Source organism: Pseudomonas viridiflava, assembly GCF_001642795.1.
GTDB classification, from domain to species: Bacteria; Pseudomonadota; Gammaproteobacteria; order Pseudomonadales; family Pseudomonadaceae; genus Aquipseudomonas; species Aquipseudomonas viridiflava.
The window spans coordinates 146,307-167,746 of the sequence record NZ_LKEH01000018.1; the positions used below are offsets into that span (position 1 = coordinate 146,307).

At 59.0% G+C, this 21,440-nt stretch carries 18 protein-coding genes; 13 read left to right on the plus strand and 5 right to left on the minus strand.

All coding sequences use genetic code 11. The features are described from left to right. The first annotated feature begins 29 nt into the window (after nucleotides 1-29). Nucleotides 30-815, plus strand: a complete 786-nt coding sequence (locus AO065_RS04455) for an iron-containing redox enzyme family protein (protein WP_004884120.1) — start codon at nucleotides 30-32, stop codon at nucleotides 813-815. 34 nt (nucleotides 816-849) lie between these two features. Here the strand turns inward: AO065_RS04455 and AO065_RS04460 are convergent, their stop codons facing one another. The 5 genes from AO065_RS04460 to AO065_RS04480 all read right to left on the minus strand — a co-directional run bounded on the left by AO065_RS04460 (nucleotide 850) and on the right by AO065_RS04480 (nucleotide 5,651). Continuing rightward, nucleotides 850-1,776 carry a GGDEF domain-containing protein gene (locus tag AO065_RS04460; protein WP_004884119.1) on the minus strand — a complete coding sequence of 309 codons (927 nt, stop codon included), beginning with the start codon at nucleotides 1,774-1,776 and terminating at the stop codon, nucleotides 850-852. Nucleotides 1,777-2,074: 298 nt separating this feature from the next. Continuing rightward, the gene (locus AO065_RS04465; RefSeq protein WP_004884118.1) at nucleotides 2,075-2,815 is read right to left on the minus strand and encodes a YciK family oxidoreductase; all 741 of its coding nucleotides are present in this window, start codon (nucleotides 2,813-2,815) and stop codon (nucleotides 2,075-2,077) included. Nucleotides 2,816-2,842: 27 nt separating this feature from the next. Then, nucleotides 2,843-3,514, minus strand: a complete 672-nt coding sequence (gene mupP, locus AO065_RS04470; RefSeq protein ID WP_004884117.1) for an N-acetylmuramic acid 6-phosphate phosphatase MupP — start codon at nucleotides 3,512-3,514, stop codon at nucleotides 2,843-2,845. 3 nt (nucleotides 3,515-3,517) lie between these two features. Further along, a complete protein-coding gene (gene ubiG / locus AO065_RS04475; RefSeq protein ID WP_004884116.1) occupies nucleotides 3,518-4,216 on the minus strand; it encodes a bifunctional 2-polyprenyl-6-hydroxyphenol methylase/3-demethylubiquinol 3-O-methyltransferase UbiG in 699 nt (232 codons plus the stop codon). Nucleotides 4,217-4,298: 82 nt separating this feature from the next. After that, nucleotides 4,299-5,651, minus strand: a complete 1,353-nt coding sequence (locus AO065_RS04480; protein ID WP_004884115.1) for a TRZ/ATZ family hydrolase — start codon at nucleotides 5,649-5,651, stop codon at nucleotides 4,299-4,301. A gap of 118 nt (nucleotides 5,652-5,769) precedes the next feature. On the opposite strand from AO065_RS04480, the gene mtnA reads away from it, so the two are divergent. The 12 genes from mtnA to AO065_RS04540 all read left to right on the plus strand — a co-directional run bounded on the left by mtnA (nucleotide 5,770) and on the right by AO065_RS04540 (nucleotide 21,399). Continuing rightward, on the plus strand, nucleotides 5,770-6,846 hold the full coding sequence (gene mtnA, locus AO065_RS04485; RefSeq protein ID WP_004884114.1) for an S-methyl-5-thioribose-1-phosphate isomerase: 1,077 nt from the start codon (nucleotides 5,770-5,772) through the stop codon (nucleotides 6,844-6,846). A gap of 304 nt (nucleotides 6,847-7,150) precedes the next feature. Further along, entirely contained in the window at nucleotides 7,151-9,937 is a 2,787-nt protein-coding gene (gene gyrA, locus AO065_RS04490) for a DNA gyrase subunit A (protein ID WP_004884113.1), read from the plus strand. Between the two features lie 210 nt (nucleotides 9,938-10,147). Further along, the gene (gene serC / locus AO065_RS04495; RefSeq protein ID WP_004884112.1) at nucleotides 10,148-11,233 is read left to right on the plus strand and encodes a 3-phosphoserine/phosphohydroxythreonine transaminase; all 1,086 of its coding nucleotides are present in this window, start codon (nucleotides 10,148-10,150) and stop codon (nucleotides 11,231-11,233) included. Beyond that, nucleotides 11,233-12,327 (plus strand): prephenate dehydratase, encoded by a 1,095-nt coding sequence (gene pheA, locus AO065_RS04500; RefSeq protein ID WP_004884111.1) that lies wholly within the window; start codon nucleotides 11,233-11,235, stop codon nucleotides 12,325-12,327. Before serC ends, pheA begins: the two co-directional genes overlap by 1 nt. An 87-nt stretch (nucleotides 12,328-12,414) precedes the next feature. Next, on the plus strand, nucleotides 12,415-14,007 hold the full coding sequence (locus tag AO065_RS04505; RefSeq protein WP_420803555.1) for a prephenate dehydrogenase/arogenate dehydrogenase family protein: 1,593 nt from the start codon (nucleotides 12,415-12,417) through the stop codon (nucleotides 14,005-14,007). After that, nucleotides 14,004-14,693: a (d)CMP kinase gene (gene cmk, locus AO065_RS04510; RefSeq protein WP_004884109.1), complete on the plus strand. Its 690-nt coding sequence runs from the start codon at nucleotides 14,004-14,006 to the stop codon at nucleotides 14,691-14,693. The genes AO065_RS04505 and cmk overlap by 4 nt, the downstream gene beginning before the upstream one ends. A gap of 122 nt (nucleotides 14,694-14,815) precedes the next feature. Beyond that, nucleotides 14,816-16,501 (plus strand): 30S ribosomal protein S1, encoded by a 1,686-nt coding sequence (gene rpsA / locus AO065_RS04515; protein WP_004884108.1) that lies wholly within the window; start codon nucleotides 14,816-14,818, stop codon nucleotides 16,499-16,501. 296 nt (nucleotides 16,502-16,797) lie between these two features. After that, the gene (gene ihfB / locus AO065_RS04520; RefSeq protein ID WP_003369729.1) at nucleotides 16,798-17,094 is read left to right on the plus strand and encodes an integration host factor subunit beta; all 297 of its coding nucleotides are present in this window, start codon (nucleotides 16,798-16,800) and stop codon (nucleotides 17,092-17,094) included. Nucleotides 17,095-17,117: 23 nt separating this feature from the next. After that, nucleotides 17,118-17,369 (plus strand): lipopolysaccharide assembly protein LapA domain-containing protein, encoded by a 252-nt coding sequence (locus AO065_RS04525; RefSeq protein ID WP_004884107.1) that lies wholly within the window; start codon nucleotides 17,118-17,120, stop codon nucleotides 17,367-17,369. Nucleotides 17,370-17,767: 398 nt separating this feature from the next. Further along, nucleotides 17,768-19,198, plus strand: a complete 1,431-nt coding sequence (locus tag AO065_RS04530; protein ID WP_032651633.1) for an MBL fold metallo-hydrolase RNA specificity domain-containing protein — start codon at nucleotides 17,768-17,770, stop codon at nucleotides 19,196-19,198. Between the two features lie 214 nt (nucleotides 19,199-19,412). After that, nucleotides 19,413-20,390 carry a UDP-glucose 4-epimerase family protein gene (locus tag AO065_RS04535; RefSeq protein WP_004884105.1) on the plus strand — a complete coding sequence of 326 codons (978 nt, stop codon included), beginning with the start codon at nucleotides 19,413-19,415 and terminating at the stop codon, nucleotides 20,388-20,390. After that, nucleotides 20,383-21,399, plus strand: a complete 1,017-nt coding sequence (locus AO065_RS04540; protein WP_004884104.1) for an MraY family glycosyltransferase — start codon at nucleotides 20,383-20,385, stop codon at nucleotides 21,397-21,399. The genes AO065_RS04535 and AO065_RS04540 overlap by 8 nt, the downstream gene beginning before the upstream one ends. Nucleotides 21,400-21,440 lie beyond the last annotated feature (41 nt).

The following is a 21,440-nucleotide window of genomic DNA, read 5'->3' on the forward strand; positions in this document are numbered from 1 at the left end:
CCGTATAAGCCACTACAAGGAGCTACACAGTGATCGACACTTTCAATAGAACCGGTCCGCTCATGGAAGCCAGCAGTTATCCGGCATGGGCGCAGAAGTTGATCACGGATTGCAGCGCCGCCAAGGCTCGCGTGGTCGAGCACGAGCTTTATCAGAAAATGCGCGACGCCACACTCAGCCCGCGAATCATGCGCCACTACCTGATTGGTGGCTGGCCCGTGGTCGAGCAGTTTGCCGTCTACATGGCCAAGAACCTGACCAAGACCCGCTTTGGCCGTCATCCTGGTGAGGACATGGCGCGTCGCTGGCTGATGCGCAACATCCGTGTGGAACTCAATCACGCCGATTACTGGGTGAACTGGTGTGCCGCGCATGACGTATCGCTGGATGATCTGCATGACCAGCAGGTCTCGCCCGAGTTGCATGCGCTGAGTCACTGGTGCTGGCAGACCAGCTCTTCGGATTCACTGGCAGTCGCGATGGCCGCGACCAATTACGCTATCGAAGGGGCAACGGGGGAGTGGTCGGCTGTGGTCTGTTCCACTGGCGCTTATGCCGAGGCATTCCCTGATGACACCCGCAAGAAAGCCATGAAGTGGCTCAAGATGCATGCTCAGTATGACGACGCGCACCCTTGGGAAGCACTGGAAATCATCTGCACGCTGGTGGGCAATGAGCCCAGTGTGCAGTTGCAGAACGAGTTGCGTCAGGCGGTCACCAAGAGCTACGACTATATGTATCTCTTTCTGGAACGCTGCATGCAGCTCGAGAAGGTCAAGCCGGCACGCGAGCGCGCCATGGCGGAGCAGGCCTGACTCACCGACTGTCGCAGTCGAGGCGCAAGATGCTTCAGCAGGCCATGGCCAGCCGGTTACGGCCCTCGCGCTTTGCGGCATAGAGCGCGTCGTCCGCTCTGCGCAACAGGCTGTCAGCGGTTTCCGCTGACAGCAGTGTCGAACAGCCCAGGCTCACCGTCATCGTCAGTGCCGGTGCGAACTCATTGAAACGCAATTCCCGTACGGCCTGTCGCAGGCGCTCGCCCACCAGTCCGGCGCTAACGCCGTCGGTGTTGGCCAGGATCACAACGAATTCTTCTCCGCCGTAGCGAAAAATCCGGTCTATGTTGCGCAATTGCCCCTTGAGGGTCAGCGCAATGCTTTTGAGCACTTGATCACCGGTGTAATGGCCATAGCTATCGTTCACTTTCTTGAAGTGATCGATGTCCAGCATCAACACCGACAACGGCTGCTTATGGCGGCGTGAGATGTCCACTTCCCGGGCCAGGCTCTGGTCCATTGCCACGCGGTTGCCGGTATTGGTCAGGGCATCACGCAGTGCACTCTGCGTGGCAATGCGATAAAGCAGTGCGTTGAGCAGCGGGTAAAGAAGGCACGCCAGCAGGGTTTCCAGATCATGCAACCGGGCATCATCAATCACTTGAGCGGTCTGCAGCTCCAGCTGGCCGATGTCTTCGCCGTCATGACGCAGATGGAAATCGGTAACGTGAAGCGCGTTTTCACCCAGGCGCAGTTGCAGATCACTCTTTGAATGGCGATATATCAGGCCTTCCAATGGAATGAGCCGTTGAACACCCTGAAAGAACAGTGTGAGTATTCTTTCGGCTTCCAGGCTGGTCTGTAATTGCAGCCCCAACTGTTTGACCAGCTCATCCAGCGTTACAGGCGGCAGTTCGGCATTGGGACGATTGCGAAAACCGAGGCATTGAAGCCTGGCGGTATCGAAATCGATTGCATGGGTCCGGGTAGGAGAACTCATCGGTTCGCTCCTCAGCACGTTGCTGGCTTGGCAGGGTTAGAGCGAAAGTCGTGCCATTCGGTTCATTAACAGCAAGAGATTAAATTAATCAATGACTTAAGTGATTGCGCCACAGGAGCAAGTCGATGAGTGCGGCGATTTATTGACGGTACATAGTTGTGCGGCAAGTGATTGATCTTGGGAAGTAACTTTTTGGGCATGTCATTTTTCAGGCGCTATATCGGTGGACTGAGCCGACACCGAGGCCGGCAAGTCGCATCCAAACTATTTATTCGGTTGATCAATGACGTTCCAAATGTTATTGGGCGTTTAAAGCCTGACCATTGATGCCCTGGCTGTCTGGTCCCATCAGGTACAGATACACCGGCATGATGTCTTCCGGTGCCGGGTTGTTCAGTGGGTTTTCGGCCGGGTAGGCTTGGGCGCGCATGCCGGTCCGGGTTGCGCCAGGGTTGATGCTGTTGGCGCGTACCGCCGTGACACCTTCAAGCTCGTCGGCCAGCGTCTGCATCAGGCCCTCGGTGGCGAATTTGGAGACGCCATAGGCACCCCAGTGCGCGCGCCCCTTGCGGCCGACGCTGCTGGAGGTGAATGCCACTGACGCATCCTCCGAGCGTTTGAGCAGCGGCAGCAGGGCCTGAGTCAGCATGAACGTCGAGTTGACGTTGACGTGCATGACCCGGGTAAATTCCTCGCTGGATAGCTGCTCGAGCGGGGTGCGTGGCCCGATGATCGACGCGTTGTGCAGCAAACCGTCCAGATGGCCGAACTCGGTTTCGATCATCTTGGCCAGTTCGTCGTACTGCTGGGGCACGGCGGTTTCCAGGTCAAACGGGATCACCACCGGCTGAGGCTGTTCAGCGGCTTCGATTTCGTCATAGATCGCGGTGAGGCTGGCTTCGGTCCTGCCCAGCAGCAGGACGGTTGCGCCGTGGGCGGCATAGGTTTTTGCAGCGGCGGCGCCGATACCCCGACCGGCGCCGGTCACCAGAATCACCCGGTCCTTGAGCAGGTCCGGGCGAGCGGAATAATCAAACATGAAAGACCTCGAACGATTGTCTGTGGCTCAGCAACTGCACAGGGCGTTGTCCAGTACCTTGCGCAGTTCCAGCGGGTGATCGACCACAACGTCAGCACCCCAGTGATCAGGATTGTCGTTAGGGTGGATATAACCGTAGCGCACCGCTGCCGTGCGTGTGCCTGCATCGCGCCCGGATTCGATGTCGCGCAGGTCGTCGCCGACGAACAGGACGCTTGCCGGGTCCAGGTCGAGCATCTTGCACGCCAGGATCAGCGGTTCCGGGTGAGGCTTGCTGTGGGTCACATGATCCGGGCAGATCAGCAGTGCCGAGCGTTCGGCCAGACCAAGCTGTTGCATGATCGGCTCGGCGAAGCGCACGGGCTTGTTGGTGACAACGCCCCAGATCAGTCCGGCCTTTTCGATATCGGTCAACAATTCAGCCATGCCGTCGAACAGCTTGCTGTGCACGGCGCAGTCGCGCTGGTAGCGCTCGAGAAACTCCAGGCGCAAGGCCTCGAATTCCGGCTCGTTCGGCGACATCGCGAAGGTCGCTGCGACCATGGCTTTGGCGCCGCCTGATATTTCGTCGCGAATCAGCTTGTCCGATACCGCCGGGAAGCCGCGATCAGCCAGCATCGCCTGGGCAATGGCGATGAAGTCCGGTGCGGTATCGAGGAGCGTGCCGTCCATGTCGAATAAAACCGCTCTCAGGCGCATGCCTCAAGCCTCCCGCAGGGTCTGGATCATGTAGTTGACGTCGACATCCGAGGCCAGCTTGTAATGCTTGGTCAGCGGGTTGTAGGTCAGGCCGGTGATGTCCTTGACCTGCAGGCCAGCCTCACGGCTCCAGGCGCCGAGCTCGGACGGGCGGATGAATTTCTTGAAGTCGTGGGTGCCGCGCGGCAGCAGGCCCAGAATGTACTCGGCACCGACCACAGCGAACAGGTAGGCCTTCGGGTTGCGGTTGATGGTCGAGAAGAATACCTGGCCGCCCGGCTTGACCATGCGATAGCAGGCGCGGATCACCGACGAAGGGTCCGGCACGTGCTCCAGCATCTCCAGGCAGGTCACGACGTCGAACTGTTCGGGCATTTCCTCGGCCATGTCTTCGGCGGTGATCTGCCGATACTCGACGCTGACGCCCGATTCCAGTTGGTGCAATTGGGCAACGGCCAGTGGCGCCTCGCCCATGTCAATGCCGGTCACGGTTGCGCCGCGCAAGGCAATGGCCTCACTGAGGATGCCGCCGCCGCAGCCGACGTCGAGGACCTTCTTGCCAGCCAGATTGACACGCTCGTCGATCCAGTTCACCCGCAGGGGGTTGATATCGTGCAGTGGCTTGAATTCGCTTTCGCGGTCCCACCAGCGATGGGCGAGTGCCTCGAATTTGGCGATTTCTGCGCGGTCGACGTTGCTCATCGGATATACCTCTTGAACTCAAAATTCGTTTTCATCTGTCTGGCTATAGATAACCAGACAGTCTTCTGTTCGGTTTGATCGGTCAGCGCGTCTCTTCGCCGTGCCCGGATGTCTGTCCGGAAATGCGTCGACCCCAGGCCATGGCCGTGTCGCGCAGCGCCTGTTCGTCCATTCGGGTCAGGCGGCGGTCGTCGAGCAGTTGCTTGCCGGCGACCCATACATGGCTCACGCAGTCGCGGCCGGTGGCATATATAAGCTGGGAGACCGGATCGTAGATCGGTTGCTGGGCCAGGCCGGATAGATCGAAGGCGACCATGTCGGCAGCCTTGCCCAATTCCAGCGAGCCGGTGTCGGCCTGGATACCGAGCGCCCGTGCGCCGTTGAGTGTGGCCATGCGCAGCGCTCGGTGCGCGTCGAGCGCCGTCGCCGAACCGGCAACGGCCTTGGCGAGCAGGGCGGCGGTGCGGGTTTCTCCGAGCAGGTCCAGGTCATTGTTGCTGGCAGCGCCGTCAGTGCCCACGGCCACGTTGACACCCGCCTGCCACAGACGCTCGACCGGGCAGAAGCCGCTGGCCAGTTTCAGGTTGGACTCGGGGCAGTGAATGATATGGGTATTGCTCTCGACCAGCAGGGCCAGATCGTCATCGTTGATCTGGGTCATGTGCACGGCCTGGAAGCGCGGGCCGAGCAGGCCCAGACGGTTAAGGCGTGCCAGCGGCCGCTCCTGATGCTGGTTAACGGCCTGCTCGACTTCGAACGCCGTCTCGTGGACATGCATCTGGATATTGGCGTCGAGCTCGTCGGCAATGACCCGGACCTTCTCCAGATTTTCATCACCCACAGTGTAGGGTGCATGCGGACCGAAGGCGATGCGGATACGCGGGTGATGCGCCAGATCGTTGAACAGTTCGATCCCGGCATGCAGGGCTTCGTCGGTGTTGCGGGCACCGGGAATGGGAAAGTCCAGCACCGGCACCGTGATCTGGGCGCGCATGCCGCTGACATGAACACGGTCGGCGGCGACCTTGGGGTAGAAATACATGTCCGAGAAGCAGGTAATGCCGCCCTTGAGCTGTTCGGCAATGGCCAGGTCCGTGCCGTCACGCACGAACTCCTCATCGACCCATTTGCCCTCGGCAGGCCAGATATGGTCCTGCAGCCAGGTCATCAGCGGCAGATCGTCGGCCAGCCCCCGGAACAGGGTCATCGCCGCGTGACCGTGGGCGTTGATCAGGCCGGGGCTGAGGAGCATGCCGGGCAGCTCCCGAACCTGCGCAGCGTTCTGCTTCAGTGCCTCGGCTTTCGGGCCTATGTAAACGATCAGGCCGTCACGAATGCCTATACCGTGTTCCTTGAGGACCACGCCTGCGGGCTCGACCGGTACCAGCCAGGTGGGCAGGAGCAGAAGGTCGAGCGGTGCTGTGGCGTTCGGCATGACAGGGCTTCCAGAGCTTATTACGGTGATGGCGAAGTATACCCGAGCGTCTTGGCGGGCGGCTCGCTATAATCAGCCGCTTTTGATTCTGGCTTTGGATTTCAAGATGGAGTGGGCGATGCGCGATCGACTGTTGGCTGCGGAGAAAGTAAAGGCCATCGATTGGCGGGACGACGCTCTGTACCTGCTGGATCAGCGGGTACTGCCGTTCGAGGAAACCTGGCACGCCTACACCAGTGCTGCGGGCGTGGCTGAGGCCATTCGCTCGATGGTCGTGCGCGGTGCGCCTGCCATCGGCATCAGTGCTGCCTACGGCGTGGTGCTCGGTGCGCGGGCCAGGATCGCGGCCGGTGGCGACTGGCGATCAGCGCTGGAGGATGATTTCGCGCTGCTTGCAGACTCACGTCCTACGGCGGTCAACCTGTTCTGGGCACTGAATCGCATGCGTGACCGCTTGCAGCGTCTGAAGGCGACGGATGATCCGTTGGTGTTTCTGGAGGCTGAAGCGGTGGCCATTCACCTGAGCGACCGCGAAGCCAACCTGACCATGGCCCAGCTTGGTGCCGACCTGATCCGCAAGCATCAGGGCAATCTGCAGACCGTGCTGACCCACTGCAACACCGGGGCGCTGGCCACCGGCGGTTTCGGTACGGCACTGGGTGTGATCCGTGCTGCGCATCTGGAAGGCATGATCGAGCGCGTCTACGCCGATGAAACCCGCCCCTGGCTGCAGGGCTCCCGGTTGACCGCCTGGGAACTGGCCAACGAAGGCATTCCGGTGACCCTGAACGCCGACTCCGCCGCCGCGCACCTGATGCGCACCAAAGGCATCACCTGGGTCATCGTCGGTGCCGACCGCATCACGGCCAATGGTGACGTGGCGAACAAGATCGGCACCTATCAACTGGCGGTCGCTGCCATGCACCATGGCGTGCGCTTCATGGTGGTTGCGCCGAGTTCGACCATCGACATGGACATGGCCAGCGGCGAAGACATCGTCATCGAAGAGCGCGACGGGCGCGAGCTGCTTGAAGTGGGCGGTCAGCGGGTGGGTGCCGACGTCGATGCCTTCAATCCGGTGTTCGATGTGACGCCTGCGGACCTGATTGATGCGATCGTGACCGAAAAGGGCATTGTCGAGCGTCCCGATACCGCCAGAATGGCCCAGTTGATGAGCCGCAAACATCTTCATTGAAGTTTCATCTCTCCATGATCGCCTCGGGCGCAGGGCGGCTGAACGGGCCTGTAAGCGTCTCTCAGCCGTCCTGAGTGGATGTGGCTCGTTTTCAGCGCTTGCAAAGGATGTGAGCGCCTCGGCGATTGTGGTAACATCCGGCGGTTTCCGGGGACGCTATTCGTAGCCTCCCGCACTGTGCAGAACCAAGTCTTAACTCATTGATTTGTCGTAAGTCGTTGCCCGGCACATGCTGGCAGCGGCGAGCTTCGTTTACCCCGAATGGGTTTGCGAGGTTTCACCAGAAAAAGGAATCAGGCTTCTCATGGGCGAACTGGCCAAAGAAATCCTCCCGGTCAATATCGAAGACGAGCTGAAGCAGTCCTACCTCGACTACGCAATGAGCGTTATCGTCGGTCGAGCTCTGCCGGATGCGCGCGATGGCTTGAAGCCCGTGCACCGGCGCGTGCTGTTCGCAATGAGCGAACTGGGCAACGACTGGAACAAGCCATACAAGAAATCCGCCCGTGTGGTTGGTGACGTGATCGGTAAGTACCACCCGCACGGCGACACGGCTGTCTACGACACCATCGTCCGTATGGCTCAGCCGTTCTCGCTGCGTTACCTGCTGGTCGACGGTCAGGGCAACTTCGGTTCGGTCGACGGCGACAACGCTGCAGCGATGCGATACACCGAAGTGCGCATGACCAAGCTGGCTCACGAGCTGCTGGCCGACCTGCACAAGGAAACCGTGGACTGGGTGCCGAACTACGACGGCACCGAAATGATCCCCGCGGTCATGCCGACCCGTATTCCCAACCTGCTGGTCAACGGCTCCAGCGGTATTGCCGTGGGCATGGCGACCAACATTCCGCCGCACAACCTCGGTGAAGTCATCGACGGTTGCCTGGCGCTGATCGACAACCCCGAGTTGACGGTCGACGAATTGATGCAGTACATCCCGGGCCCCGATTTCCCGACGGCCGCGATCATCAACGGTCGCGCCGGCATCATCGAAGCCTATCGCACCGGTCGCGGCCGCATTTATATGCGTGCCCGCTCGATCGTCGAAGACATCGACAAGGTCGGCGGACGTCAGCAGATCGTCATCACCGAACTGCCGTACCAGCTGAACAAGGCGCGTCTGATCGAGAAGATCGCCGAGCTGGTCAAAGAGAAGAAGCTTGAAGGTATCACCGAACTGCGCGACGAGTCCGACAAGGACGGCATGCGCGTGGTTATCGAGCTGCGTCGTGGCGAAGTGCCTGAGGTCATCCTCAACAACCTCTACGCCCAGACCCAGCTGCAAAGCGTGTTCGGCATCAACATCGTTGCGCTGATCGACGGCCGTCCGCGGATCCTGAACCTCAAGGATTTGCTGGAAGCTTTCGTTCGCCACCGCCGCGAAGTCGTCACCCGCCGTACCGTATTCGAACTGCGTAAAGCCCGTGAGCGTGGCCACATCCTTGAAGGTCAGGCGGTTGCGCTGTCCAACATCGATCCGGTCATCGCCCTGATCAAGGCCTCGCCGACTCCTGCCGAAGCCAAGGAAGCGCTGATCAACACGCCTTGGGAATCGAGCGCCGTGGTCGAGATGGTCGAGCGTGCCGGTGCCGATTCGTGCCGCCCGGAAAACCTCGATCCTCAATACGGTCTGCGCGAAGGCAAGTATTTCCTGTCGCCGGAGCAGGCACAGGCCATTCTGGAACTGCGTCTGCACCGTCTGACCGGTCTGGAACACGAAAAGCTGCTGGGTGAGTATCAGGAAATCCTGAACCAGATCGGCGAGCTGATCCGCATCCTCAACAGCGCCACGCGCCTGATGGAAGTGATCCGCGAAGAGCTGGAACTGATTCGCTCCGAATACGGCGATGCCCGCCGCACCGAGATTCTCGATGCGCGTCTGGATCTGACCCTGGGTGATCTGATCACCGAAGAAGAGCGTGTCGTGACCATTTCCCATGGCGGCTATGCCAAGACCCAGCCTCTGGCGGTCTATCAGGCGCAGCGCCGTGGCGGCAAGGGCAAGTCGGCCACCGGCATCAAGGATGAGGATTACATCGCTCACCTGCTGGTTGCCAACAGCCACACCACGCTGCTGATGTTCTCCAGCAAGGGCAAGGTGTACTGGCTCAAGACCTACGAGATTCCGGAAGCGTCCCGCGCCGCCCGTGGTCGTCCGCTGGTCAACCTGCTGCCGCTGAGCGATGGCGAATACATCACCACCATGCTGCCGGTCGACCTGGAAGCCATGCGCAAGCGGGCTGACGAAGAAGGCGAAGCCCTCGAAGGCGAGCTGGTTGATGACGCGGAAAACAGCAACGAGACCGAAGAAGAGCGCAAGGCGCGCGTCAAGGCTGCTGACAAGAAGAAGGCTCCTTTCATCTTCATGTCTACCGCCAACGGTACAGTCAAGAAAACTCCGCTGGTGGCGTTCAGCCGTCAGCGCAGCTCCGGCCTGATCGCACTTGAGCTGGACGAAGGCGACATCCTGATCTCCGCCGCCATCACCGACGGCGAGCAGGAAATCATGCTGTTCTCCGATGGCGGCAAGGTCACACGCTTCAAAGAGTCCGACGTTCGCGCCATGGGCCGTACGGCTCGCGGTGTACGCGGCATGCGTCTGCCGGAAGGTCAGAAACTGATCTCCATGCTGATCCCGGAAGAAGGCAGCCAGATTCTGACGGCCTCCGAGCGCGGTTACGGCAAGCGCACGGCGATCTCCGAGTTCCCTGAGTACAAGCGTGGCGGTCAGGGCGTTATTGCCATGGTCAGCAACGAGCGTAACGGCCGTCTGGTCGGTGCGGTTCAGGTGCTCGACGGTGAGGAAATCATGCTGATTTCCGACCAGGGCACATTGGTTCGTACCCGCGTCGGCGAAGTGTCGAGCTTGGGCCGTAACACTCAGGGCGTCACCCTGATCAAGCTGGCCAGCGACGAGAAACTGGTCGGTCTGGAGCGTGTTCAGGAGCCATCGGAAGTCGAAGGCGAAGAGCTGCTCGAGGGCGAAGAGGGCGTTGATGCGCTGGTCGCTGACGTTTCTGAATCGGACGATGCCGGTGAAGACCTGCAGGTGGACGCCGCATCGGATGACGATGACTCGCAAGGCTGAGCAGTGAAGTAAGTAATACCGTCGAGGGCTGGCTCGTCTGTAAATGCATGTGCATTTCAGGCAAGTCCAGCCCTTGCGCCATTCGGCCTGCTCTACGGGCGAATCGGAATGCCTGCCGAAGCGGGCGGAGACCGAAGCTGCGGTTTCGTCTCTGCCCGGCCTGTGCAGGGAAAGTGCGTACAGACCCAAACGTATTTGACGAGAGTGGATATGAGCAAGCGAGCCTTTAACTTCTGCGCAGGTCCTGCTGCGCTTCCTGAAGCTGTTCTGCTGCGTGCCCAGGCCGAACTCCTGGACTGGCACGGTAAAGGCCTGTCGGTTATGGAAATGAGCCATCGCAGCGATGAGTTCGTCTCAATCGCCACCAAGGCCGAGCAGGATCTGCGTGACCTGCTGTCCATTCCCTCCAATTACAAGGTGCTGTTCCTGCAGGGTGGCGCCAGTCAGCAATTCGCGCAGATCGCGTTGAACCTGCTGCCCGAGAACGGCAAGGCTGATTACATCGATACCGGCATCTGGTCGCAGAAGGCGATTGAAGAAGCCTCACGTTACGGTGCTGTCAATGTCGCGGCCAGCGCCAAACCCTACGATTACTTTGCCATTCCCGGCCAGAACGAGTGGAAGCTGTCCAGGGACGCTGCCTACGTCCACTACGCGCCGAACGAGACCATCGGCGGTCTGGAATTCAACTGGATTCCGGAAACCGGTGACGTGCCGCTGGTCGCTGACATGTCTTCGGACATTCTGTCTCGCCCTGTGGATATCTCCCGGTTCGGCATGATCTACGCCGGTGCGCAGAAGAACATCGGTCCAAGCGGCATCGTGGTGGTGATCATTCGCGAAGACCTGCTGGGACGCGCGCGCTCGCTGTGCCCGACCATGCTCAACTACAAGGTCGCGGCCGATAACGGCTCGATGTACAACACCCCGCCGACGCTGGCCTGGTACCTCTCGGGTCTGGTCTTCGAGTGGCTCAAGGAGCAGGGTGGCGTCGAGGCCATCGGCAAGCTCAACGACATCAAGCAGCGCACGCTGTACGACTTCATTGATGCCAGCGAGCTGTACAGCAACCCGATCAACAAGCCGGACCGCTCGTGGATGAACGTGCCGTTCCGTCTGGCTGACGATCGTCTGGACAAGCCGTTCCTGGCCGGTGCCGACGCTGCGGGTCTGCTTAACCTCAAGGGCCACCGTTCGGTCGGTGGCATGCGCGCGTCCATCTATAACGCAGTGGACATCAATGCGATCAACGCACTGGTGACCTACATGAAAGACTTCGAGAAGGAGCACGGCTGATGTCCGAACAGGAACTCAAGGCGCTGCGCGTCCGTATCGACAGCCTCGACGAAAAGGTTCTGGAGCTGATCAGCGAGCGTGCCCGCTGTGCGCAGGAAGTTGCGCGGGTCAAGATGTCTTCCCTGGCGGAAGGCGAAGCGCCTGTGTTCTATCGTCCTGAGCGTGAAGCGGCAGTGCTCAAACGTGTCATGGAGCGCAACCGCGGCCCGTTGAGCAATGAAGAGATGGCGCGTCTGTTCCGCGAAATCATGTCTTCGTGCCTGGCGCTTGAGCAGCCGTTGAAGGTTGCCTATCTCGGCCCGGAAGGCACGTTCACCCAGGCTGCTGCCATGAAGCACTTCGGTCATGCCGTCATCAGTCTGCCGATGGCAGCCATTGATGAAGTGTTCCGTGAAGTGGTTGCCGGTGCCGTGAACTTTGGCGTCGTACCGGTGGAAAACTCCACCGAAGGTGCGGTCAACCACACCCTCGACAGCTTCCTCGAACACGACATGGTCATTTGTGGCGAAGTCGAGTTGCGCATTCACCACCACTTGCTGGTCGGCGAAAGCACCAAGACCGAAAGCATCTCGCGGATCTACTCTCACGCCCAGTCGCTGGCCCAGTGCCGCAAGTGGCTGGATGCCCATTACCCGAACGTGGAGCGCGTCGCTGTGGCCAGCAATGCCGAAGCGGCCAAGCGGGTGAAGGGTGAGTGGAATTCCGCGGCCATTGCCGGTGACATGGCGGCAGGCCTTTATGGTCTGACGCGTCTGGCCGAGAAGATCGAAGACCGTCCGGACAACTCCACGCGTTTTCTGATCATCGGCAGTCAGGAAGTGCCTCCGACCGGCGACGACAAGACCTCGATCATCGTGTCGATGAGCAACAAGCCGGGTGCGTTGCATGAACTGCTGGTGCCGTTCCATGAGAACGGCCTGGACCTCACGCGCATCGAGACCCGTCCCTCACGCAGTGGCAAGTGGACCTACGTGTTCTTCATCGATTTCGTCGGGCATCACCGGGATCCGCTGGTCAAGGCGGTGCTGGAGCAGATCAGTCATGAAGCCGTTGCCTTGAAGGTGCTGGGTTCCTACCCGAAAGCGGTTCTTTGAGGGGGCGTTACATGAGTCATCTGTTTATCGCCCTCGAGCGTCATGAAAGCCGTCCGGGCTTTCAGGCAGTCGCACGTGGTTGAAGTCATGTCAGAACAAGCGACCGGTCCGGTCATCGGTCGTCTGGTCGTCGTCGGTCTGGGGCTGATCGGTGGTTCGTTCGCCAAAGGTGTTCGTGAAAGCGGTCTTTGCCGGGAGGTGGTCGGCGTCGATCTGGACCCGCAGTCGCGCAAGCTGGCTGTGGAGTTGGGTGTTGTAGACCGCTGTGAAGAGGATCTTGCGGCCGCTTGCTGCGGTGCCGATGTCATTCAGCTCGCAGTCCCTATTCTGGCGATGGAAAAGCTGCTGGCGTTGCTGTCGCCTCTGGATCTGGGCAACGCTGTGTTGACTGATGTCGGCAGCGCCAAGGGCAATGTCGTGCGAGCGGCGCGTCAGGCGTTTGGTCGCATGCCATCGCGCTTCGTGCCGGGGCACCCGATTGCCGGTTCCGAGCAGAGCGGAGTGGAAGCGTCCAATGCCGGACTGTTTCGCAGGCACAAGGTCATTCTGACGCCGTTGGCTGAGACTGATCCTGACGCTGTGACGCTGGTGGATCGCCTGTGGTCGGCTTTGGGCGCTGATGTCGAGCACATGCAGGTCGAGCGCCACGACGAAGTGCTGGCGGCGACCAGTCATTTGCCGCACCTGCTGGCGTTCGGGCTGGTGGATTCGTTGGCCAAGCGTAATGAAAACCTCGAAATATTCAGGTATGCCGCCGGTGGTTTCCGGGATTTCACCCGCATTGCGGGCAGTGATCCGGTCATGTGGCACGACATTTTTCTGGCCAACCGTGACGCAGTCTTGCGCACGCTGGACACCTTTCGCGCCGACCTGGATGTTCTGCGCGATGCCGTGGAGGCCGGTGACGGTCATCAATTGCTGAACGTGTTCACGCGCGCCCGGGCGGCCCGTGAGCATTTCGGCCGGATTCTGACGCTTCGCGCCCGCGGGGAGGCCCGTTCGTCTGGAGTGGCCGGGGTGCAGGGTGCTGCGGTGGGTGCGGCAAGTCACCGTATCGAAGGCCCGGTTGATGCCGCTTCGGCCGCGCTGTTCATGGTGGCAGCCTCCATTCACGAGGCCATTGATCTGTTGCTCGTGGGTGTCAGCATGAACGATGCCTGTATTGGGGTAATCGACATCCTGCGCCTGCTGGGCGCCGATATCGTGCTGCATGATGTCCGTGAGCAGGCGGGTGAAACCGTCGCGGATGTGCATGTGCGCTCCGCGCGGCTCAGGGGGGCGGATATCCCTGAAGCGCTCGTCCTGCTGGCGCTCGACGACTTTCCTGTGCTGTGCATTGCCGCAGCCTGCGCAGAAGGGCGTACCATTCTGCGCAGCGCGCAAGAGCTGCAGGGCGACGAGCTAGAGACGGTACGGCTGATTTCAGAAGGGTTGAGCGTGCTGGGTATCGAGGTTGAGCCTGCACCTGATGGCCTGATTATCGAAGGGGGAGCCATCGGCGGTGGCGAGATCGATGTGCGCGACGATCAGAGTATCGCCATGGCCTTCAGTGTGGCTGCATTGCGGGCCTCGGGGCCTGTACATATTCATGACTGCGCAAATGTCGCTCCATCGTTTCCCAATTTTCTGGCGCTGTGCGCTCAAGTCGGCATGCATGTAGCGCAAGAGGACACAAAGTGAAAATCAAAGCACCTGTTATAACCATCGACGGACCCAGCGGCTCCGGCAAAGGTACGGTGGCCGGGTTACTGGCCAGAAAACTGGGCTGGTGCCTGCTCGATTCGGGCGCCCTGTATCGTCTGCTGGCCTTCGCGGCGCGCAATCACGGCGTCGATCTGACCAATGAAGAAGCCCTCAAGCTGCTGGCTGCCCACCTGGATGTGCAGTTCGAAACCTCGGCCAATGGCCAGGGGCAGCGCATCGTTCTCGAAGGCGAGGACGTCACGCACGCCATTCGCAATGAGCAGATCGGCAGTGGCGCCTCGCAGGTGGCTTCTCTGCCTGCGGTGCGTGATGCGCTGCTGCAGCGTCAGCGTGCCTTTCAGGAAGAGCCGGGTCTTGTGGCAGACGGCCGCGACATGGGCACGGTGGTGTTTCCGGATGCACCGCTGAAGATATTCCTCACGGCCAGTGCCGAGGAGCGTGCGCGCCGTCGTTACTTGCAGTTGAAGGCCAAGGGCGATGATGTTAGTCTGTCGAGTCTGCTAGATGAGATAAGTGCACGCGACGAGCGTGACACCCAGCGAGCGGTAGCCCCGCTCAAGCCGGCGCATGACGCCATACAGCTGGATTCAACCGAATTGTCCATCGAGCAGGTGCTGGAACGCATCCTGAGTGAAGTCGCCCTGCGCGATATCGCCGGATGATCAAGGAGCCATGCAGGAGACCAGACCCCGTCCTGCAGGCTTCCTTTCATATGAACGAAACCCACGTTGTCTGGAGCGTGGCAGATGGGCGTATTCTTCGCCCTTGATCAACAGGAATTAAAATGAGCGAAAGCTTTGCAGAACTTTTTGAAGAAAGCCTAAAGACCCTGAACCTTCAGCCGGGCGCAATCATTACCGGTATCGTTGTCGACATCGACGGCGATTGGGTAACTGTACACGCTGGCCTGAAGTCCGAGGGCGTCATCCCGCTCGAGCAGTTCTACAACGACGCTGGCGAGCTGACCATCAAGGTCGGTGACGAAGTGCACGTTGCGCTGGACGCGGTCGAAGACGGCTTTGGCGAAACCAAGCTGTCCCGCGAAAAAGCCAAGCGCGCCGAGTGCTGGATTGTTCTGGAAGCAGCTTTCGCAGCTGAAGAAGTGGTCAAGGGCGTTATCAACGGTAAGGTTAAAGGCGGCTTCACTGTCGACGTTAACGGCATCCGTGCGTTCCTGCCTGGTTCTCTGGTTGACGTTCGCCCTGTGCGCGACACGACCCACCTGGAAGGCAAAGAGCTCGAGTTCAAGGTCATCAAGCTGGACCAGAAGCGCAACAACGTTGTCGTTTCCCGTCGCAGTGTCCTGGAAGCCGAGAACAGTGCCGAGCGCGAAGCTCTGCTCGAGTCCCTGCAGGAAGGTCAACAAGTCAAAGGTATCGTCAAGAACCTCACCGATTACGGCGCATTCGTCGATCTGGGTGGCGTCGATGGCCTGCTGCACATTACCGACATGGCCTGGAAGCGCATCAAGCATCCATCCGAAATCGTCAACGTTGGCGACGAGATCGATGTGAAGGTCCTGAAGTACGATCGCGAGCGCAATCGTGTTTCCCTGGGTCTGAAGCAACTGGGCGAAGACCCATGGGTTGCTATCAAGGCTCGCTACCCGGAAAGCACCCGCGTTACCGCGCGTGTAACCAACCTGACCGACTACGGCTGCTTCGCAGAGCTGGAAGAAGGCGTGGAAGGCCTGGTACACGTTTCCGAAATGGACTGGACCAACAAGAACATCCACCCATCCAAAGTCGTTCAGGTTGGCGACGAAGTGGAAGTCATGGTTCTGGACATCGACGAAGAGCGTCGTCGTATCTCCCTGGGCATCAAGCAGTGCAAATCTAACCCGTGGGAAGATTTCTCTGGCCAGTTCAACAAGGGCGACAAGATCTCCGGCACCATCAAGTCGATCACCGATTTCGGTATCTTCATTGGTCTGGACGGCGGCATCGACGGTCTGGTTCACCTGTCCGACATCTCCTGGAACGAAGTGGGCGAAGAAGCCGTACGTCGCTTCAAGAAGGGCGACGAGCTCGACACAGTGATCCTGTCTGTTGATCCAGAGCGTGAGCGCATCTCGCTGGGTATCAAGCAGCTGGAAAGCGATCCGTTCTCCGAGTACGTCACTGTCAATGACAAAGGCGCTATCGTTCGCGGTATCGTTAAAGAAGTTGACGCCAAAGGCGCCATCATCACTTTGGCTGACGACATCGAAGCGACCCTCAAAGCCTCCGAAATCAGCCGTGACCGCGTTGAAGACGCACGTAACGTTCTGAAAGAAGGCGAAGAGATCGAAGCCAAGATTATCAGCGTTGACCGCAAGAGCCGCGTAATCAGCTTGTCCATCAAGTCGAAAGACGTTGAAGACGAGAAAGAAGCTATTCAGAGCCTGCGTAGCAAGCCTGAAGCAGCTGAAAGCACTGGTCCTACCACTATTGGTGACCTGCTGCGTGCGCAGATGGAAAAACAGAACTGAGTTCTGCTTGACCATTAAAAAGGGCGACTTCGGTCGCCCTTTTTCATGCCCGTCTTTCGAGTCGTTTCGCCCCTCGATTACGCTTCGCAAATGATGCCTTCGGCCTTCCAGGCCCCGTCTTTCCTGCGTTCCCGCCAAGCCTTCGTTGTGGTCATCATATGGTCACATATCCGTCTTGCTGCAGTAAGTCATTGACAACGCTTCACATAAGTCAAGAGACGGGCTGTTCAAATTCATCCGGCCATGCTAAAACCTTCGGAGCGCTGACCTAGCTGCTTGAAAAAGAAGGGAAAAATATGACGAAGTCGGAGTTGATCGAACGAATTGTCACCCATCAAGGGCTGCTCTCATCCAAGGATGTCGAGTTGGCCATCAAGACCATGCTTGAACAAATGTCCCAGTGCCTCGCGACGGGCGACCGTATCGAGATCCGTGGGTTTGGCAGCTTTTCCCTGCATTACCGCGCACCCCGTGTAGGGCGCAATCCCAAAACGGGCCAGTCGGTCAGCCTTGACGGCAAGTTCGTCCCCCATTTCAAGCCGGGCAAGGAACTGCGTGACCGGGTCAACGAGGACGAAGAAGAAGGCCTCTGAATCGTAAATCGAAGGATCACCCGATGCGTCTTTTCAAACGAGTCATTCTGATCGCCGTTGTGCTGTTCATCGTGTTGGCCACGACGATTTTTGTGCTGGAAAATCGGCAGCCTGTCGATCTGGTTCTTTTCGGTTGGTCGGCACCGCAACTCCCTTTTGCTGTGCCTGTCGTATGTGCCCTGTTGATCGGCATGCTGATAGGTCCGCTTTTCGCCTGGATCGCGAGTCTGCGCAGCAAGCGCTCGTCCTACCCTCGATCAATCAAGGCCGAGTAAATCAGGCATTGCCGGACCCATGTCCGGCAGTCAGAGTTTTTCGCTTCCTTCAGTTTATTTTTTCGGCAGCTACTCATTCTGACCTGAAGCATTATCGGTTGTCGGAGTTGAGTGCCTTCAGTTGGTAATTGTGCTTTTGGTCTTGTAAGAGTTTTCCTGTTTTGTAATGGAATACTCATCATTGTCGTAAGACGTTTTCCGATTATTCTACTGCAGGCCCATTTTACTGGGCCTGCCGGTTGCCTGTTCAATTAGATGTCTGTTTGTTGTCGCTGGGCCATCTTGTGTCAAGGCTTGAATGCCGGATTTTCGGGTGCAGAATAGAGCGGGCTTACAACACGAGTCGCTTGCCAGAAATTACTCGCTATCCGTTCTGGCCTTTACACAAAGGTAGTTGAATGTCTTATCCCAAACTTGTGCATCACGGTGCAATAGAGACCGTGACGGGCTCGTGCCATCAGTTGTGCATGGATGCTGTAAACCATCTGTTGATTGATTGTGGTTCGGTGCAGTCCGCCGAGAACTCTGGCGTGACAGGGTTCGGTTTTTCCCCGGCAAGTATCAGGGCGCTTCTTTTGACCCACGTGCACAACGACCATGTAGGCCGAATCCCGGAGTTGCTGGCGAGCGGTTACAAGGGGCCGATCATCTGCAGTGAGCCCAGTGCTCACCTGTTGCCGCTGGTCATGGAAGATATTCTCGGCATCCAGTTTGGCCGGGATTCTGCGCAGGTAAACCGCCATCTCGATGCTATCGGCAAGCGAATCATTGCGCTGCCCTTTGACAGCTGGTTCGAGCTGATCGCCACCGAATCGCTGCATTGCAGGGTCAGACTGCAGCGTGCGGGTCATATCCTGGGATCAGCCTGCATCGAATGCGATCTCACCTATCCGCTGGAAAACCGTTCGCAGCGTGTGGTGTTCTCCGGTGACCTGGGAGCATCGAATACACCTTTCCTGCCTGCGCCCCGGCCGCCTGAGCGCGCCGATGTACTGGTGCTGGAGTCAACCTATGGTGATCGTCTTCACGAAGATCGAAACACTCGCCAGGGTCGCCTTGAGCAACTGATCGACAAGGCGCTGGAGGATAAAGGTACCGTGCTGATCCCCGCCTTCAGTCTGGGGCGCACTCAGGAGCTTCTGTATGAGCTGGAGGACATTCTCCACAGGAAAGGGCTCTCTGGTGCACTCGCTGTCGATCCTGCAAGCGATGAGGCGTCCATGGTCGACTGGCCGCAGTTGCCCATCATTCTTGATTCGCCGCTGGCCAGCCGCTTTACCAGGGTCTATCAATCCTTCTCCGACTACTGGAGCGAAGACGCCCGCGAGCGCCTGCAGCAGGGCAGGGCGCCGCTGGGCTTCTCCCAGTTGATCACCGTGGACAGCCACGCCAGCCACTTGCAGGTCGTCAACTACCTGACCAGCACCGCTCGCCCGGCTATCGTCATCGCGGGCAACGGGATGTGTGCAGGCGGACGCATCGTCAATTACCTCAAGGCCATGCTGGGCGACAGCCGCCACAACGTACTCTTTGTCGGTTATCAGGCCCGGGGCACGCCGGGTGCTGCCATCCAGATGCATGGTCCGCGTGGAGGGTATGTCGAGCTTGATCGGGAGCGCTTCGATATTCTTGCGGGCGTTTCGACGGTCAACGGGTATTCGGCACACGCCGATCAGGCAGGGCTGGTCGCGTTCGTGACGGGTATGGATGAATGGCCGGCGCAAATACGACTGGTTCACGGCGAGCCGACTGCCAAGAAGTCCCTGGGGCAGGTACTGGAACGCAAGTATTCGCTGCAAAAGCGGGCGGTTGAATTGATTATTCCCTGATTAAGAAAATTTCATCGCGCGCTTAGTCTGTCAGTTGAAGTTTGGAAGTCCGGCCGATGGCAATTGTTTTGAATCTCGGTGTGTTGAAAGCAATGATTCCTGATTGGCGACAATGTCGTCGGCCGGTTCTTGAAAAATGGCATTTACAAGTAATTAAGGTTGCTAAAATGTCTCACGTCAGTAATATTTCCACGCTTTGAAAAGGCGTTGCGATATGAGCGATGAGGCTGCATGGGTTGCGATAACAGGTGCAACAGGCTTCGTTGGCAGCGCGCTCGTTCGTCAGTTGATCGAGAAAACCGATTACCGACTGCGTGTTGCAGTACGCGGTCCCTACGATCATTCCTGCGAGCGTATCCACCCGGTTACCGTCGGCTCCCTTTCGCCGGACAATCAATGGGCTTCCTTCGTAGAAGGCGCAAGTACAGTGATTCATTGCGCGGCGCGTGTTCATGTGTTGAATGATTCGGTCGCGCACCCTGAGGCGGAATATTTTCGCGCCAATGTCGAGGCGACACTCAACCTGGCAGAGCAGGCCGCTGCGGCAGGCGTGCGGCGGTTCATCTTTCTCAGTTCGATCAAGGTCAATGGCGAAAGTACGCCGCCGGGTCAGCCATTCAAAGCTACAGATAAATGCGACCCTGCCGACCCTTACGGCGTGTCCAAGTACAAGGCCGAGCAAGGGCTGCGTGAGGTGTCCTCTCGCACGGGGATGGAAGTGGTGATCATTCGTCCGGTGCTGGTCTACGGGCCGGGGGTCAAGGCCAACTTCCTCAATATGATGCGCTGGCTGGACAGGCGCGTACCCTTGCCGCTGGGTGCTATCAATAATCGTCGCAGCCTGGTGGCTCTGGGTAATCTGGTGGACCTTGTGGCCACCTGCGTTGCTCATCCGGCAGCGGCAGGACAGACATTGCTGGTCAGCGACGGTCACGACCTGTCCACAACTGACTTGTTGAGTGAGATGGGCAGGGCGCTGGGCAAGCCTGCCCGGCTGATCCCTGTTCCGGGCTGGATGTTGCACCGTGCTGCAGCGCTACTTGGAAAGAAAGAGTTTTCCCAGCGACTGTGCGGCTCACTACAGGTCGATATTGCCAGCACATGCGAAGTGCTCGATTGGGCGCCGCCCATACGATTTGAAAACGCGATGGAAGAGACTGCTCGACATTATCTGGACAATAAACATGCTTGAGTGGCTTGCCATCACGACCATTGCGCTGCTCTCCCTGCTCTTGACGGCGCTGCTTCGCAGATATGCGCTGTCCAGAAGCCTGCTGGACGTTCCCAACGCCCGCAGTTCGCATTCCATTCCAACTCCCAGAGGTGGAGGCGTGGCCATCGTTATCGCCTTCCTGCTCGCGACCATCGTAATGGCGGGCGCCGGACAGATTTCTGTGGAGACTTCGATGGCCATCGTCGGTGCAGGCGGTCTGGTCGCGATCATCGGCTTCATGGATGATCATGGGCACATCGCTGCCCGCTGGCGTCTGTTGGGCCATTTCGCGGCGGCTGTGTGGGCACTGGTCTGGTCCGGGGGACTGGCTCCGCTCAGTGTCATGGGCACGACGTTCGATCTGGGTGTGGTGGGTCAGATTTGCGCTGTGTTCTATCTGGTCTGGATGCTGAACCTCTATAACTTCATGGACGGTATCGACGGGATCGCCAGCGTCGAAGCAGTGACGGTGTGCGGCGGCATCAGCCTTGTCTATGCGCTGAGCGGTTTTGATGCTCTGCTCTGGGGCCCCTTGTTTCTGGCGGCCTCGGTTGTCGGATTTCTCTATTGGAATTTCCCGCCAGCGCGCATATTCATGGGCGATGCCGGCAGCGGTTTTCTGGGCGTTGCCTTGGGAATACTTTCTGTTCAGGCAGCCTGGTCCTCACCTCAGCTATTCTGGGCATGGCTGATCCTGTTGGGAGTGTTTATCGTGGACGCGACGGTTACGCTTCTGCGCCGCCTCATACGCCGGGAAAAGGTGTATGAAGCACATCGCAGCCATGCCTACCAGTTTGCGTCACGTCGGCTTGGCGGGCATCTTCCCGTCACGCTGGCCGTTGGCCTGATCAACGTCTGCTGGCTGCTTCCTGTGGCCCTGTGGGTCGTGTTGATGAATGCAGAAGGGATCGTGGGGGTCATTGTCGCCTACGTCCCCCTGGTGATACTTGCATTGCGGTTCGACGCCGGTCAGGCAGAGACGAGTTAACTAAACGTGATATTAAGTGTCCTATCACGTGGAGCGTTGCA

What these genes read in the sequence shown, in the direction of transcription:
- AO065_RS04460 (WP_004884119.1), bottom strand. Translation starts at nt 1,776, where the DNA reads ATGAGTTCTCCTACCCGGACCCATGCAATCGATTTCGATACCGCCAGG.
- AO065_RS04465 (WP_004884118.1), bottom strand. Translation starts at nt 2,815, where the DNA reads ATGTTTGATTATTCCGCTCGCCCGGACCTGCTCAAGGACCGGGTGATT.
- mupP (WP_004884117.1), bottom strand. Translation starts at nt 3,514, where the DNA reads ATGCGCCTGAGAGCGGTTTTATTCGACATGGACGGCACGCTCCTCGAT.
- ubiG (WP_004884116.1), bottom strand. Translation starts at nt 4,216, where the DNA reads ATGAGCAACGTCGACCGCGCAGAAATCGCCAAATTCGAGGCACTCGCC.
- AO065_RS04480 (WP_004884115.1), bottom strand. Translation starts at nt 5,651, where the DNA reads ATGCCGAACGCCACAGCACCGCTCGACCTTCTGCTCCTGCCCACCTGG.
- mtnA (WP_004884114.1), top strand. Translation starts at nt 5,770, where the DNA reads ATGCGCGATCGACTGTTGGCTGCGGAGAAAGTAAAGGCCATCGATTGG.
- gyrA (WP_004884113.1), top strand. Translation starts at nt 7,151, where the DNA reads ATGGGCGAACTGGCCAAAGAAATCCTCCCGGTCAATATCGAAGACGAG.
- serC (WP_004884112.1), top strand. Translation starts at nt 10,148, where the DNA reads ATGAGCAAGCGAGCCTTTAACTTCTGCGCAGGTCCTGCTGCGCTTCCT.
- pheA (WP_004884111.1), top strand. Translation starts at nt 11,233, where the DNA reads ATGTCCGAACAGGAACTCAAGGCGCTGCGCGTCCGTATCGACAGCCTC.
- AO065_RS04505 (WP_420803555.1), top strand. Translation starts at nt 12,415, where the DNA reads ATGTCAGAACAAGCGACCGGTCCGGTCATCGGTCGTCTGGTCGTCGTC.
- rpsA (WP_004884108.1), top strand. Translation starts at nt 14,816, where the DNA reads ATGAGCGAAAGCTTTGCAGAACTTTTTGAAGAAAGCCTAAAGACCCTG.
- ihfB (WP_003369729.1), top strand. Translation starts at nt 16,798, where the DNA reads ATGACGAAGTCGGAGTTGATCGAACGAATTGTCACCCATCAAGGGCTG.
- AO065_RS04525 (WP_004884107.1), top strand. Translation starts at nt 17,118, where the DNA reads ATGCGTCTTTTCAAACGAGTCATTCTGATCGCCGTTGTGCTGTTCATC.
- AO065_RS04530 (WP_032651633.1), top strand. Translation starts at nt 17,768, where the DNA reads ATGTCTTATCCCAAACTTGTGCATCACGGTGCAATAGAGACCGTGACG.
- AO065_RS04535 (WP_004884105.1), top strand. Translation starts at nt 19,413, where the DNA reads ATGAGCGATGAGGCTGCATGGGTTGCGATAACAGGTGCAACAGGCTTC.
- AO065_RS04540 (WP_004884104.1), top strand. Translation starts at nt 20,383, where the DNA reads ATGCTTGAGTGGCTTGCCATCACGACCATTGCGCTGCTCTCCCTGCTC.